The organism is Bradyrhizobium sp. AZCC 1721, from assembly GCF_036924715.1.
Taxonomy (GTDB): Bacteria; Pseudomonadota; Alphaproteobacteria; order Rhizobiales; family Xanthobacteraceae; genus Bradyrhizobium.
Map to the genome: position 1 here is coordinate 1426761 of NZ_JAZHSB010000001.1, position 13317 is coordinate 1440077.

At 63.7% G+C, this 13317-nt stretch carries 14 protein-coding genes; 7 read left to right on the forward strand and 7 right to left on the reverse strand.

What is annotated here, in order from left to right; translation table 11 throughout:
• Positions 1–69: 69 nt before the first annotated feature.
• A complete protein-coding gene (locus tag V1273_RS06945) occupies positions 70–1605 on the forward strand; it encodes a L,D-transpeptidase (protein ID WP_334366872.1) in 1536 nt (511 codons plus the stop codon).
• 15 nt (positions 1606–1620) lie between these two features.
• Here V1273_RS06945 and V1273_RS06950 read toward each other — a convergent pair whose 3' ends face one another.
• Positions 1621–2550, reverse strand: coding sequence for a DMT family transporter (locus V1273_RS06950; RefSeq protein ID WP_334409137.1), 930 nt, complete (start codon positions 2548–2550; stop codon positions 1621–1623).
• A gap of 444 nt (positions 2551–2994) precedes the next feature.
• Here V1273_RS06950 and V1273_RS06955 point away from each other — a divergent pair, with 444 nt between their 5' ends.
• Complete coding sequence (locus tag V1273_RS06955) at positions 2995–3186, forward strand: hypothetical protein (protein ID WP_334383542.1); 192 nt, start codon at positions 2995–2997, stop codon at positions 3184–3186.
• A gap of 23 nt (positions 3187–3209) precedes the next feature.
• Here V1273_RS06955 and ybaK read toward each other — a convergent pair whose 3' ends face one another.
• A complete protein-coding gene (ybaK, locus tag V1273_RS06960) occupies positions 3210–3683 on the reverse strand; it encodes a Cys-tRNA(Pro) deacylase (protein ID WP_334383541.1) in 474 nt (157 codons plus the stop codon).
• Between the two features lie 291 nt (positions 3684–3974).
• Here ybaK and V1273_RS06965 point away from each other — a divergent pair, with 291 nt between their 5' ends.
• Together V1273_RS06965 and V1273_RS06970 are read left to right on the forward strand one after the other, a co-directional pair.
• Positions 3975–5267, forward strand: a complete 1293-nt coding sequence (locus tag V1273_RS06965; protein WP_334383540.1) for an adenylosuccinate synthase — start codon at positions 3975–3977, stop codon at positions 5265–5267.
• Positions 5268–5304: 37 nt separating this feature from the next.
• Positions 5305–6906, forward strand: a complete 1602-nt coding sequence (locus tag V1273_RS06970; protein ID WP_334383539.1) for a hypothetical protein — start codon at positions 5305–5307, stop codon at positions 6904–6906.
• Between the two features lie 101 nt (positions 6907–7007).
• Here V1273_RS06970 and V1273_RS06975 read toward each other — a convergent pair whose 3' ends face one another.
• On the reverse strand, positions 7008–7274 hold the full coding sequence (locus V1273_RS06975) for a hypothetical protein (RefSeq protein WP_334409139.1): 267 nt from the start codon (positions 7272–7274) through the stop codon (positions 7008–7010).
• An 823-nt stretch (positions 7275–8097) separates the two neighbouring features.
• On the opposite strand from V1273_RS06975, the gene V1273_RS06980 reads away from it, so the two are divergent.
• Positions 8098–9219 (forward strand): DUF2336 domain-containing protein, encoded by a 1122-nt coding sequence (locus V1273_RS06980; protein WP_334409141.1) that lies wholly within the window; start codon positions 8098–8100, stop codon positions 9217–9219.
• Between the two features lie 66 nt (positions 9220–9285).
• Here the strand turns inward: V1273_RS06980 and V1273_RS06985 are convergent, their stop codons facing one another.
• On the reverse strand, positions 9286–10335 hold the full coding sequence (locus V1273_RS06985; RefSeq protein WP_334409142.1) for a glycosyltransferase family 4 protein: 1050 nt from the start codon (positions 10333–10335) through the stop codon (positions 9286–9288).
• A gap of 265 nt (positions 10336–10600) precedes the next feature.
• On the opposite strand from V1273_RS06985, the gene V1273_RS06990 reads away from it, so the two are divergent.
• Both V1273_RS06990 and V1273_RS06995 read left to right on the forward strand, forming a co-directional pair.
• Positions 10601–11023: a DUF5413 family protein gene (locus V1273_RS06990; protein ID WP_334366881.1), complete on the forward strand. Its 423-nt coding sequence runs from the start codon at positions 10601–10603 to the stop codon at positions 11021–11023.
• A gap of 406 nt (positions 11024–11429) precedes the next feature.
• A complete protein-coding gene (locus V1273_RS06995; RefSeq protein ID WP_057842297.1) occupies positions 11430–11966 on the forward strand; it encodes a DUF4112 domain-containing protein in 537 nt (178 codons plus the stop codon).
• Positions 11967–12021: 55 nt separating this feature from the next.
• Here the strand turns inward: V1273_RS06995 and V1273_RS07000 are convergent, their stop codons facing one another.
• From V1273_RS07000 to msrB, 3 genes are all read right to left on the reverse strand, one after another.
• Positions 12022–12303, reverse strand: coding sequence for a hypothetical protein (locus tag V1273_RS07000; RefSeq protein ID WP_057842144.1), 282 nt, complete (start codon positions 12301–12303; stop codon positions 12022–12024).
• A 225-nt stretch (positions 12304–12528) separates the two neighbouring features.
• On the reverse strand, positions 12529–12693 hold the full coding sequence (locus V1273_RS07005) for a DUF3309 family protein (protein WP_065743452.1): 165 nt from the start codon (positions 12691–12693) through the stop codon (positions 12529–12531).
• Positions 12694–12899: 206 nt separating this feature from the next.
• Positions 12900–13310, reverse strand: a complete 411-nt coding sequence (gene msrB / locus V1273_RS07010) for a peptide-methionine (R)-S-oxide reductase MsrB (protein ID WP_334409143.1) — start codon at positions 13308–13310, stop codon at positions 12900–12902.
• Between the last annotated feature and the right edge of the window lie 7 nt (positions 13311–13317).

The window sequence follows — 13317 nt, forward strand, 5'->3', positions numbered from 1 at the left end:
GGTCAGTTGATCCAAAATCCGACACTTCATCGCTGTAAGCGCGGACAGGCATTTCAACCGGGGCATGGCATGGTAACTCGATTTGCGACGGCGCAATCCAGAGTGATGCGGCGCTGGGGGTCTCCCGCCATTGCAGCGCTCGTGGCGATGGCGCTACTTGCGGCGTTGACCGCCGACGCCGCGGCGAGAGAGGCGCGCTCCGCGGCACCCACCGAGGTGACAGCACCGCGCGATGCAGGCGAGCCGATCATGGCGATCGTGTCGATCAAGTCCCAGCAGGTCACTCTCTACGACGCCGACGGCTGGATCCTGCGCGCGCCGGTGTCGACCGGCACCACGGGACGCGAGACGCCGGCCGGCGTCTTCACCGTCGTCGAGAAAAACAAGGACCACCGCTCGAACATGTATGACGATGCCGAGATGCCGAACATGCAGCGCATCACCTGGAACGGCATCGCACTGCACGGCGGGCCGCTGCCCGGGTATGCGGCTTCGCATGGCTGCGTGCGGATGCCCTACGGCTTTGCGGAAAGGCTGTTCGACAAGACGCGGATCGGAATGCGGGTGATCATCTCGCCAAACGACGCGGCTCCGGTCGAGTTTTCTCACCCCGCGCTGTTCGTGCCAAACGCGGAGGCCGTCGCAGCGGCTCCGGCGCGTGCCGAGACACTCGCGCGCGAGGCCGCGGAGGCCGCCAGGACAGCCGACGAGACGAAGAAAGCCGCCGTAACAGCGGCACGTGAGGCAGCATCGCTCACGGCGTCGCTGCGCAAGCTGGAAGGGCTCAAGAGGCGCGCCGACGCCGAGCTCGCGTTAGCCGACAGGGCGATCGGCGCCGCAAAGACGGACGAGGCCAGGGCGCGAGCCGAGGACCTCAAGCAAAAGGCCGCCGCCAAGGCCGCGGACCTGGGGACGCAGCTCGACACCGCCCAGGCCGACGCGAAGTCGAAGCCCACCGTCGCCGCGGCCAAGGACGCAGCCAAGACGGCCGCGACCAGGAAGGCCGACGCCGCCAAGGCGGCAAGCGCGGCGAAGCTCGCGCTCGAGCCGGTCTCGGTCTACGTCAGCCGCGCGACACAGAAGCTTTACGTGCGGCGCAACACGCATAAGCCGGCGCCGGACGGCGGCGGCGAGGTGTTCGATGCGTCCATCGAGGTTCCGGTCACGATCCGCAATCCCGAGAAGCGGATCGGTACGCATGTTTTCACGGCGATGGCGCATAGCGGCAAGGGCCTGCGCTGGACCGCGGTCACAATCGACAACGCCGATGACGCCAAAAGCGCGCTCGACCGCATCACCATCCCGCAGGATGTGCTCGATCGCATCGCGCCGACCGCATTGCCGCGATCCTCGATCATCGTCTCGGACGAGCCGCTGAGCCGCGAGACCAACTATCGCACCGAGTTCGTCGCGGTGCTGAGCAACCAGCCGCAGGGCGGCTTCATTACGCGCCAGCCAACCCCCGATGTCATTGCAAGCGGCAACGACTGGGGTGCCGACGGCTTCTTCCCCTTTTTCTCGCCCAATTCGAACCCCCAACCTGGCACTACGCGCCGGCGCGGCGGGCAGTACTATCAACAGGTGCAGCCGGGCTGGTCGTGGTGAGACGCGGCACAGGTCCTAGGCAGTTCGAGGCTTTCGCGACGCGACAAACACTCCCGTCAGCACCAGCGCAAAGCCGATGAAGTGGAACGCCTGCGGGTGCTCGCCGAGGAAGATGATCGACATGACGGTGCCGAACACCGGTACCACGTGAAAGAAGGGAGCTGCGCGATTGGCGCCGATCATCTGCACACCGCGATTGAAGCAGAGATAGGCGATCGTTGATGGGAACAGCGCGACGTAAGCGAGAGTCAGCAGGTTCGCGGCGTCGATCCGCATCAGCGGCCGCGCGAACAATTCCCAGATGAACAGCGGAATCAGGCAGGCCGCACCGGCGCCGAAGGTGAAGGCGACGAACGACAGACCATGAATGTCGGGGCGCTTCAGCGACAGCACCGAATAGATCCCGAAGATCGCGAGCGCGACCAGGAAAATCAGGTCGCCGATATTGAAGTCGATCTTCGACAGCGTTGTGAGATCGCCGTGCAGGATAATCACCAGCACGCCGGCCATCGAGAGCAGAACGCCGGCCGCCTGCGCCAGCGTCAGCCGCACGCCGAGCAGCACGAGCGACCACACCGCGACCACCAGCGGTCCCGCCGACTGCAACAACAGCGTGTTCAGCGCCTGGGTGTGCTCGAGCGCCCAGTATTGCAGCGCGTTGAAGGCGCCGATGCCGGTGACGGAGAGCACGACCATGATGCCGAGCCGGCCGCGGATCGCAGCCCAGTCCTTGACGAGATGCTTCCAGGCAAACGGCAGGATGATCAGGAACGCGAACGACCAGCGCAGGAACGACAGCGTCACCGGCGGAATGTGTCCGGCGGCCAGCCGCCCGACGATGGCATTGCCGGCCCAGCACAGCGCGGTGATGCTGAGCAGCAGATAAGGCTGATTGGCGAGCCAGTTCCCGGATCGTGCGGGTGAAGTCTGTTCGGTAGCCGACATTCGCGATCCATAGCGTTTTCGAGCGAAGCATGCCCTCGGACTTGATCCGGGGGTGGACACCGGTTCGCGTAAAGAAAACGCGTCAAACCAAGATTGGGCCCGGTCATGGCGCCGCGGCCCGCCCGGCGATCGACGCCGGGCCGGAATGTGGCCCGGCCCCGGTCACAGACACCGATTTGCGCCGCTCATCAATGGTGCAAGATGCATCGCGACCATGCAGCCCGCCTTGCTGGCTGTTTGGGGTTGCCAGCGGGTAGATAAGTATGCAATCAAAGGACGATTGATTCATGTGACCCAACCTTGGTTTGTTTTTTCGGGGGCGCATGCAGTGAGTTATTCCGGGCTACTTTCAGTATTGGGCGTTCGTTCGATCGTTGGGACCACGGTTTGCAGGCGACTCCGCTCTCAAGCGTTTCGCCTGTCCGTGACACTGAATTTTTGCAGATGATGGGTCATTCCTTGAACAAGCCGACGTCGGCCGAAGAAGCCGAAGCCGAAACACGTCACCAGTTTGCCGTTCGCGCCAATTCCATTCTGGCGTTCATCGAATGCGATGAAGAGCAGCGCCCGAAACTGCGCCAGGCCATCATCGAGGCGATGCTATGGGCGCAGACGCAGCCCAAACTCACCAAATAGGGCTCGGCCGCGGCGAAGGCCGCTCACGCCACGAGCGCGCGCGCGATCGCGCCCGCAGCCTTCACGGCGTCGTTGGGATCGAGTTCGATCTGCAGGCCGCGCTGGCCGCCATTGAGGAAAACGCTGGCATGGCCGAGCGCGGCTTCTTCGATCGCGACCGGCACGCGCTTCTTCTGTCCGAACGGTGAGATGCCGCCGACATGATAGCCGGTCAGCCGTTCGGCATCCGCCGGCCGCATCATCTTCGCCGACTTGGCGCCGAACGCGGTCGCGAGCTTTTTCATGCTGACCTCGCAGTCCGACGGCACCACGGCGCAGACCGGCTTGCCATCGACCTCGGCCATCAGCGTCTTCAGCACGCGCGCGGGCGGCACGCCGAGCGCTTCCGCCGCCTGAAGCCCGATGCTCGCTGCATCCGGGTCGTAGTCGTAAGCGTGCAGGGCGAATTTCACGCCGAGCTTTTCCAGCGCTAGCGTCGCACGGGTGGTTTTGGACATGGCCTTTCCATCATTGCCGAACATTAATGCGTTTCTCGCCCGTGCCAGGCCGGGGGGGCCCAGGATTTTACGGGGATATCAATGGGTTGGAGCTGTTCTAAGGCCCCCTTAAAGCCGCCTTCTTGCTTGCCTAGATCGGCCGCTTCCTTTATCCGGTGGGGCGCCCTGCACGCGAGCGGCCCCGGCCGTGATTTTGGCTGGGCGAGCTTAGAGCATGGTCCGGAAACACAGGTACCGGTTCTCCGGTGAAATCATGCTGGAACCAAGAGATTTGCAGGGAACACTTTAAAAATGGCCAATGTTGTCGTCGTCGGCGCCCAATGGGGCGACGAGGGGAAGGGCAAGATCGTCGACTGGTTGTCGGAGCAGGCCGATATCGTCGTGCGCTTCCAGGGCGGCCATAATGCCGGCCATACGCTCGTCATCAACGGCGAGACCTACAAGCTCGCGCTGCTGCCGTCGGGCGTGCTGCGGCCGTCGAAGCTTGCCGTGATCGGCAATGGCGTGGTGTTCGATCCGCAAGCCTTCCTCGACGAGGTGGTGCGGCTGAGGGGGCAGGGCGTTGCTGTCAGTCCGGAAAACCTGCGCATTGCCGAAAACGTCACGCTGATCCTGCCGCTGCATCGCGAGCTCGATGCGCTCCGCGAATCCGCCAACACGGCTACCGCGATCGGCACCACGCGCCGCGGCATCGGCCCAGCCTATGAGGACAAGGTCGGCCGCCGCGCGATTCGCCTGATGGACCTAGCCGACCTCGACACGCTGCCGCACAAGATCGATCGGCTGCTGGCGCACCACAATGCGCTGCGCCGTGGGCTCAATCTCGAGGAGATCGACGGCAACGGCATTCTGAAAGAGCTTACCGCGCTGGCGCCAAAGCTGTTGCCCTATGCGGAGACGGTGTGGCGGCTGCTGGATCTCAAGCGCCGCGAGGGCAAGCGCATCCTGTTCGAAGGCGCGCAGGGTGCGCTGCTCGATGTCGATCACGGCACCTATCCCTACGTCACCTCGTCCAACACGGTGGCGGCGCAAGCCGCGACCGGTACCGGCATGGGCGCGAGTGCGGTCGGCTACGTGCTCGGCATCTGCAAGGCCTATACGACCCGCGTCGGCCAGGGCCCTTTCCCGACCGAGCAGGACAACGAGATCGGCCGCAAGATCGGCGAGCGGGGCCGCGAGTTCGGCACCAACACCGGCCGCCCGCGCCGCTGCGGCTGGTTCGACGCCGCCCTGGTGCGGCAAACGGTCCGCACTTGCGGCATCACGGGTCTGGCGCTTACAAAGCTCGATATTCTCGACGGCTTCGACACCATCGAGGTCTGCACCGGCTATATGCTGGACGGCAAGGAAATCGACCATCTGCCGGCGGGCGAGGGCGCCCAGGCCCGGGTAGTGCCGGTCTACGAGACCATCGAGGGCTGGAAAGAGCCGACTGCCAATGCCCGCTCCTGGGCGGATCTGCCGGCCCAGGCCATTAAATATGTCCGCCGGGTCGAGGAACTCGTGGGTTGTCCGATCGCATTGCTTTCCACCAGCCCCGAACGCGAGGATACTATACTGGTGCAGAACCCGTTTGAGGCTTAACGGGATGTTACCGCCGGGGCTGCAGTATTGAAGAGAAATGGCTGATTATTACCCGCTGATCGCACGCGCTATCGCCGGCCTGGACCCCAATGCTCCAGGCGAGAGCCGCCGTGCGCTCTATGAGCGGGCGCGTACCGCGCTGATCGCGCAGTTGCGCAGCGTGCAGCCACCGCTTTCCGAATCCGAAATCACCCGCGAGCGGCTGTCGCTGGAAGAGGCCGTGCGCAAGGTCGAGTCAGAAGCTGCTCAGCGCGCCCGCGAAGCTTCGCGGCCCGGTGGTGGCGGGGCCGCGCGCGGCGGCGATGCCTTCCGCCGCGCCAATGCCCGCCCGGCGGAAGCGACTGCCACGCCGCCGGGTACGCCGCGCCCGCGTCCGCCATCTCAAGGCCCCTCGCGCGATGGCCGTCCGCCGCTTGGCGAGGAGCCACGCCCGCCGCGCAATCTGCGCGCCGATGCGCCACCGCCCGGCGCGCCGCGCCCGCAGCCGCCGCAGATTCCGACACAGGATGCTGGCCTGCCGCCACCGCCGCCTCGCGAGCGCGGCCCCCGTCGCGGCCCAGATAATGGCGGCCCGCCGACGCCGCCGCAGCCGCCCGGCATGCGCGGCTTCCGCGACATCGCAGCCGACGCCGACGATCTTGGCCGCGCCGCGGCGCAAGCCAACCGCAACGCGCGGAAGACCTATGCCAACGTGCCGTCGCCCTCGCCGGAATTCGACCGGCTCGAGCCGAGCATGGAGGACCGCGGCGCCGATCCCGAGGTGCCGTATTCGTATGACGAATCGCAGGCGGAAGCCGACCGCTACGCGCCGCAGCCGCCGTTGCGCGATCGTCCGCGTCTGTCGCAGGATCGCGACCAACCGAAAATGCGCGCCCGCGCCGGCGCCGGGTTTCCGTTCAAGAGCGCGATTGCGGTCGGCATCGTGCTCATTCTGGTCGGCGCCGGCATCCTGTGGGGCAGGTCGGTCGTGACAGCCGTGAGCGGCCTGTTCAAATCCTCATCTGTGGTGGAAGCGCCGAAGGATCCGGCCGCGCCGCAGTCGCGCCCGAAGATTCCCGACCGCGTCGGCCAGCCGTCGTCGAGCGAGAACGTGGCGCCGGTGGCGCAGCGCGTCGTGCTGTATGACGAGGATCCGTCCGATCCCAAGGGCAAGCAATATGTCGGCTCGGTGATCTGGCGCACCGAACCGATCAAGGCGAGCGGCAATCAGAAGCCGGACATTGCCGTGCGCGCCGACATCGAGATCCCCGACCGCAAGTTCAAGATGACAATGTCGTTCCGCCGTAACACCGATACCTCCCTGCCGGCGAGCCACACCGCGGAATTGACCTTCATCCTGCCGCAGGATTTTTCCGGCGGGGGCGTCGGCAACGTGCCGGGCATTTTGATGAAGTCCAACGAGCAGGCGCGCGGCACGCCGCTGGCGGGGCTCGCCGTGAAAGTCACCGACGGCTTCTTCCTGGTCGGCCTCTCCAACGTCGATTCCGACCGCGCCCGCAACTTGCAGCTCCTGAAGGAGCGCTCCTGGTTCGACGTGCCGCTTGTCTACGTCAATCAGCGCCGCGCGATCATCGCGATCGAAAAAGGCTCACCGGGCGAACGCGCGTTCAACGACGCCTTCGCGCTGTGGGGGGAGTAGCCGTTGATCGTCGCGGCGTAGCCAAAGAGTCCAACGTGAAACGGCCTCAGCATTGCTCGCGCTGAGGCCGTTTTGCTTTCGTCGTCAACTGAAGCGACCGGTCACTGGGAGGCGGCGGCTCGTCGCCGTGCGGCGCCTTCGCGCTCCATCACGGCGCGGCAGCCCGGGCTGACATGCGCGCGGTTCCTGACCATGCAGGCGGTGATTCGCTGGACGTTAGGGACTTCATGGCCGCATAGCCGCATGGCATCGCCGGTGCACATCTGCTGCGCCTCCGAGAAGGCGAGGCTTGGGCGTGCGGAAAGTGCGGTCGCCGCAAAGGCGATGGCGAAGAGAAGTGCGATCTTGCTTGTACGATAGATAGTCATTGAGCCGTTCCCCAAGGGTTGCGTGCAGGGTTGCGTGCGGTGCTGGCCGCTCTTCATTGGGGGCGCTGCACGCGGTTTGCGCTGCCGCACACGTCGTCCATCACCGGGAACTCACCCGGTGTGGTTGCTCGATTTCTGCCGATGTCCGAATCGAAAAGTGCTGCGCGGCCCCACGCGAATTATGCGCCAATGCTGCGAAGCTGCAATGGCTAGCTGCGAAGCTGCAATGGCTCGCGCCAACACTTCTCAAGACTGTTGCGTGCGCGCCACGTCGAGCGAAGCGCGAAAGTGAGAACGACTCGGTTTTGCGCTGCGCTCTTGTGTGTCAGCCCTGATGGTTCCGGAGAAGGAACAGATGCGGGTCTTCCGGACGCCGTCTCAGCCGTGATCGAACAGGCCGGCGAACGGGCGTGCGCTCCGCGCCGAAACGTCATTCGGCCGTCCCGTTCATGACGCGGCAAGCATGACTTCGGTTATCCGGTGAGGTCTGCCGAGGCCGATGCTGCTTGGCCCCAACGCCCGGCACGCCCGGCAGATGGCCGGGCCTGCCTTCACCTGCCCAAAACTCCGTAAAAATGCGCAAAATCGGCGTTCCGGAACAACCACCCGTTAGGGAAGGCTGAGTACGATCAGCCGCTATTGCTCGCACCCGCCTCATTGCTGTCGTTGAAGTGAAAAAGGCTGCCGAGACCAGCCTGTCGAATGGCACTCAAATGCGCGTTCATTCCGCCGCTGATGGATTCACGATGATGCCGGCCATCCCCGCGGTGGGCCGTAAGGTGACGCGGCGAGCCGGCACGACCCGGCCGGAGGCGGCATAGCCATGCCTGCTGCATCTTCGAATTTGCGCGCGGAATTGAATGGCGCCGAAAAGGAGGGGCCCGAGCACGACGCCCGGATTTTCGGGGAAGTGACGGACCTGTTCCTGTCCAATGTCGATCGTCTCGGTGAATCGCAGATCGCAGCCGTCGATGGCGTTCTCGCCCACCTGATCGAGCGGGTGGACGCGAAAACCGTGGTCCAACTCAGCGAGGCCCTTTCCACCATCGACCGCGCCCCGCGCCAGACTATCCGCAAGCTTGCATTTCATGAAAACCACTTGCTGGCGGCACCGGTTCTCAGATGCTCCAACTGCTTGTCGGAAGCCGACCTCCTTGAAATCGTCAAAAGCCGCAGCCAGCAGCATTTGCTGGCAATATCGGACAGAAAGATCCTCAATGAAGCGCTCACCGACGCGCTGATGCGATTTGGCGACGTCCACGTCTCCAGCGCGCTCGCGCGCAACGCCGGCGCGCGTTTCTCCGAATGCGGCTACGCGACGCTGGTGGGGCGGGCCGAGCGTGATGAAGTCCTCGCGGAAAAGCTCGGGCTTCGATTGGACATTCCGGGCAGCCTGCTTCGGGAGCTTCTGGGCAGAGTTGCCGACGTGGTCCGCGCGCGGTTCTTGACGGCGTCGCGACCTGTTGCGCGGAAGAAAACCCAAGGTTCTGCCGGGGCTGCCGGACAGGGTGACGCCGCCCGGAAGGCGATTGATTATACCCAGGCGCAACGCGAAGTCGTCGCGCTCAATCGCACGGGCAAGCTCAACGATTCGATCGTGAACCGGTTTGCGGTGCGGGGTGAATACACCCACGTCGTCGCAGCGCTAGCCCTGAAGGCCGACGTCAAGATCGAGGCCATCGAACCCTTGCTCGAGCCCGACCGGGTATACGGCCTGATCGTCGCGTGCAAGGCGGCGCTGCTGAGCTGGTCGACAACGACGATGATCGTCCGCAACCGTCCGAACTGTCCGCCATCCACCGACCGGGAACTCGAGCAATGCGTGGCGATCTATGAATCGCTACTGCTGTCGGTGGCGCAGTGGACCATTCGTTTCGGCTCCGACCGGATCCTTGGGAAGAATAATGAGCCCGCGGCGGCTGTAGCGGCTGCCGGTAGAAAGTAAGCCAATCTGCTTACGCACGGCGAGCGGTCAAGTCCGCATGTGGCTCGTCCACATCCACCAGCCGCCTCATGCCGGAATGGCTTCATTGGCGCGGTCGCGAGCCAATGCCACGTAATGGCGAAGATATTCTTGCGCCATGCGCCTGGCGGTAAACCTCTTCTCGAACTGCCCGCGCACCTGGCTTCGATCGAGTTCGGAAAGCCTTCCGATCGCTTCGACCGCTTCTGCTTCATCCGTTACGACAAAGCCGGTAATGCCGTTGTCGATGACTTCGGGCACCGAGCCTGATTTGAACGCGATGACGGGCGTGCCGCACGCCATGGCCTCGATCATGACGAGCCCGAACGGTTCTGGCCAATCGATCGGAAACAATAGCGCCGCCGCGCCCGCCAGAAACTGCCGCTTCGCGTCATCATTGACCTCACCGGTGAGCTGGACCTGCTCGCCATCGATCTGCGGCTCGAGTTGTTCCTTAAAATAGCTTCTATCCCCGCGCGGCACCTTTGCGGCGATACGAAGCGGCATTTTGGCGGCGCGCGCGATTCGGATGGCGGCTTCCGGTCCTTTCTCCGCCGTCAGCCGGCCCAGGAAAGCAAGGTAGGAGCCGGCCTCGAACGAGGGCCGAAACAGGTCGGCCGGCAAGCCGTGATAAATGGTGCCGATCCAGTTGGCCTCGCTTAACGGAGTGCGCTGATTGTCCGATATCGAAACGAACGGCGCGTCGGGAAAGTGACGAACCACGTCCGAAAAGCCAGGCAGGTCCATGCGCCCATGGCAGGTGGTCAGAAAAGGGACGCCAAGCCGGCTCAGGAGCGGCAGGTGCAGCCAATCGATATGCGCGTGAATGACATCGAATTCGGTCGCATGCCGTGCAACTGCCTCCAGCAGGGCTGCCTGCGCTACCATCGGATCTGTCTTCGGCCGGCCAAGGCGAAGCGCCCGAGGCCAAACGGCATGAAGGCGGGCTGACGTTACCGAGTCCCCGCTGGCAAACAGCGTCACCTCATGCCCGAGGCTTACCAGTTCATCGATCAGCCATGCCACCACGCGCTCGGTGCCGCCGTAAAGCTTGGGAGGAACGCTTTCGGCCAGAGGCGCTATCTGGGCAATCCGCATCGGCTACTTACCATCGAGATGCCGGGGTTAGGACGTGCCATTTTTTCTTTTCCCACCAGCAATAAGTCCGAAAGCGTGTGGAAGTTGCCTCCGCCTTGCGTCGAGCCGCTTTCATGTTGCTGAATGTCCGTTCATCCGCCCTCAGCGCAACCGGATTCAGATGCTGGTGCTGTCGGCAAGTCTCGCGCAACGGGAAGGTAGAGCGGACAAATTTACTTGGCCCTTGAGCTGCTGTATTGGGTAACCAGCGCCAGGAGGCAGTTTCATGAAACGCTATCTGATCTTCGGAGCTATCGGCCCGTTCGTCGGCGGATTTCTGATGCTGTTCGCGACCACGGTGGCCTCGGGCTACTGGACTGACACCAATTGGTCGGAGATCGGGAAATTCCTCGGCGCGTTCGCCAAGACGCTGCAATACAGCTATCTGTTCGGCATTGTGCCTGCGCTGATGATCGGTGCCATCGATGACATTCTCTGTCACGTCAAGCGCATTTCTTTCGTGGTGCGGATCTTGATCGTAGGCGCCATCGGATTTGCTGCGTCAGAACTGCTCTATGGTTCGCGCGGACCGGATACCGGCGTGGTGCAGTTTCTGCTCTACGGCATCGTCGGCACGGTGCCTGCGGCACTGTCGTCGTGGCTCGCGCACCGATACGTGGACGAGCCGCAGCCAGTGCATTCGACGTAAGTGTGCAGCGCTCCGCAGCTCCGTAGGGTGGGCAAAGGCGCGTATGCGCCGTGCCCACCATCTATCATCGAGCACGCTTTCCTTGATGGTGGGCACGCTTTCGCTTTGCTCACCCTACAGCTCTGCCGGCGCGCCAATGTTCGTTCCGCCGGTTGAACGTCAGGAATTACCTGACCTCAGTACCCACCATCTCTCGGCGATCGCACTTCTCTGACGCGCGTCGTCCCTGCCTCCGTGCGCAATCGCGCACTCGGCGCAGGGACCCATAACCACAGGTTTGCGTTGTTGACGGAGGCCGTCTACCCGCGCGCGAAATAATTTACGCCGCGCCGACCTTTCGGAGCCGACCCACGCAAAGCAGCGACCGCATGACGCAACTTGCGCCTCGCATTCGCGTTACCATCTGATGGCCATGGCAGACGACGATATCTTTACGCCGCCCCGTTCGCGTTCCGGACCATCGTCCCGGACGCGCGCGCCCGGACGTGGGCCGGTCATCGACCAGGAGGGGCGCGAACTCCCCGAGCCGAACCTGCATACGCGGTTCGAGGGAATGCGGTTCGATTTCGGTCATTCCGCCGCTAATCCGTTCGGCGAGCTGACGCGCGAGCAGCGGATCGCGCGGCTCGATGCCATCGCCAAATTGCTGGATGTCGCCTTCATCGTGCCCGGCACCAATTTCCGCTACGGTATCGACGGGCTGATCGGCCTGATCCCGGTGGTCGGCGACATCATCACGACGGCGATTTCGCTGTGGGTGGTGCGCGAGGCGCGCGCGCTCGGCGCGCCCTGGCACATCACGGCGCGGATGCTTGCCAATGTTGCGGTTGACGGCGCGGTTGGCCTGGTGCCGGTCGCGGGCGACGCCTTCGACGTCATGTTCCGCGCTAACGTCCGCAATGTCCGCATGCTCAAGCGCTGGCTCGATAAGCAGCCGCGCTAAAGAAAAACGCCCCCGAAATGATTTCCGGGGGCGGCTGTCTGAAAAAATGAAAGCTTTAGGCGGCGTCGGCCTTGTCGTCGGTGGCGGCCGGGCGCGGACGACGCGGCAGCGGGAACGCCTCGCTTTCATAGAGCGAGCGGATGCCGCTCTGGTCAAAGCGCGCTTCCTCGACCTGGAGATAGGCGCCATTCAGCGAGTCCGCAGGCAGCTCCTCGATCGCGAAGCGAACCGCTTCCGCCGCGGTGCCAAAACGCCGATAGGCAAACCCGGCCCGCTTCTTCTTGCGGATCGCAGCGGGAAACAGTTCGGCGGCGGTGTTGTAGCTGAATGGACGCATGGACGGTGACCTCAATCTTTTTCGGCTCGTTTCGTATGAGCAATGGGGATTGGATGACGGTGGGCCACAGTGGCGGGCCACGCCGTGCACGTCATTTCAGGTGCCAATATAAGCTTCTTTGCCAAAAATGCGACCCCTGAGGCTCGACATCGGGGGTGATGATGAATCCACGCATGGCTGCGGGATGCGTAAATTAAATCAAGTTATTTCAATGGGTTCCATGGCTTATAGCTTGCCGAGCAGGAGCAGGATCAGAAGCACGATTAAAATCACGCCACCGAGCCCCATCGCGGAATGGCCCCTGCCATAGCCATAGCCGCCGAAACGGCCGGAAAAGCCGCCCAGCAGGAAAATAATCAGAATAATGATGAGTATCGTTCCAAGCGACATCGCACGCTCCCCCGAGGCCCGCGAGCACGCGGAAAACGACGCCCGCGGCCCGGATCAAAGCATATCCCAAGCCGCGAGTCCCTTGATCGATCCGGGAAACCAGGAGGACGCTGTCATTCCAGGGCGCATCGTAGTTCGATGCTGCGCATCACCCGCAGTGACGCTGCGCATCACGGGGCGAAGGTCCGGTTCGAATGGATCGGAGGTTATTTCGGCTGCAGCTTAAGCGCCGCCGAGTTGATGCAGTAGCGCAGGCCGGTCGGGCCGGGGCCGTCGTTGAAGACGTGGCCGAGATGGCCATTGCATTTCGAGCACAACACTTCGGTGCGGATCATGCCGTGGCTGAAATCGCGTTCCTCATCGACATGGCTGTCCACCGCAGGCTGCGTAAAGCTCGGCCAGCCGCATCCGGAATCGAACTTGGCATCGGATTCGAACAGCGTCTGGCCGCAGCCGGCGCAGGTATAGGTGCCCCTGCGGTGCTCGTGCTCATACTCGCCCGAGAACGGCCGCTCGGTCGCCTTCTCGCGCAGCACGGCGTACTGCATCGGCGTCAACTCCTTGCGCCATTCGGCCTCGCTCTTGACGACCTTGCCGGATGTCTTGGTATCGGACATTTGCCCT

What these genes read in the sequence shown, in the direction of transcription:
- V1273_RS06955 (WP_334383542.1), top strand. Translation starts at nt 2,995, where the DNA reads ATGATGGGTCATTCCTTGAACAAGCCGACGTCGGCCGAAGAAGCCGAA.
- V1273_RS06965 (WP_334383540.1), top strand. Translation starts at nt 3,975, where the DNA reads ATGGCCAATGTTGTCGTCGTCGGCGCCCAATGGGGCGACGAGGGGAAG.
- msrB (WP_334409143.1), bottom strand. Translation starts at nt 13,310, where the DNA reads ATGTCCGATACCAAGACATCCGGCAAGGTCGTCAAGAGCGAGGCCGAA.
- V1273_RS06945 (WP_334366872.1), top strand. Translation starts at nt 70, where the DNA reads ATGGTAACTCGATTTGCGACGGCGCAATCCAGAGTGATGCGGCGCTGG.
- V1273_RS06990 (WP_334366881.1), top strand. Translation starts at nt 10,601, where the DNA reads ATGAAACGCTATCTGATCTTCGGAGCTATCGGCCCGTTCGTCGGCGGA.
- V1273_RS06985 (WP_334409142.1), bottom strand. Translation starts at nt 10,335, where the DNA reads ATGCGGATTGCCCAGATAGCGCCTCTGGCCGAAAGCGTTCCTCCCAAG.
- V1273_RS06975 (WP_334409139.1), bottom strand. Translation starts at nt 7,274, where the DNA reads ATGACTATCTATCGTACAAGCAAGATCGCACTTCTCTTCGCCATCGCC.
- V1273_RS06950 (WP_334409137.1), bottom strand. Translation starts at nt 2,550, where the DNA reads ATGTCGGCTACCGAACAGACTTCACCCGCACGATCCGGGAACTGGCTC.
- V1273_RS07005 (WP_065743452.1), bottom strand. Translation starts at nt 12,693, where the DNA reads ATGTCGCTTGGAACGATACTCATCATTATTCTGATTATTTTCCTGCTG.
- ybaK (WP_334383541.1), bottom strand. Translation starts at nt 3,683, where the DNA reads ATGTCCAAAACCACCCGTGCGACGCTAGCGCTGGAAAAGCTCGGCGTG.
- V1273_RS06980 (WP_334409141.1), top strand. Translation starts at nt 8,098, where the DNA reads ATGCCTGCTGCATCTTCGAATTTGCGCGCGGAATTGAATGGCGCCGAA.
- V1273_RS06970 (WP_334383539.1), top strand. Translation starts at nt 5,305, where the DNA reads ATGGCTGATTATTACCCGCTGATCGCACGCGCTATCGCCGGCCTGGAC.
- V1273_RS06995 (WP_057842297.1), top strand. Translation starts at nt 11,430, where the DNA reads ATGGCCATGGCAGACGACGATATCTTTACGCCGCCCCGTTCGCGTTCC.
- V1273_RS07000 (WP_057842144.1), bottom strand. Translation starts at nt 12,303, where the DNA reads ATGCGTCCATTCAGCTACAACACCGCCGCCGAACTGTTTCCCGCTGCG.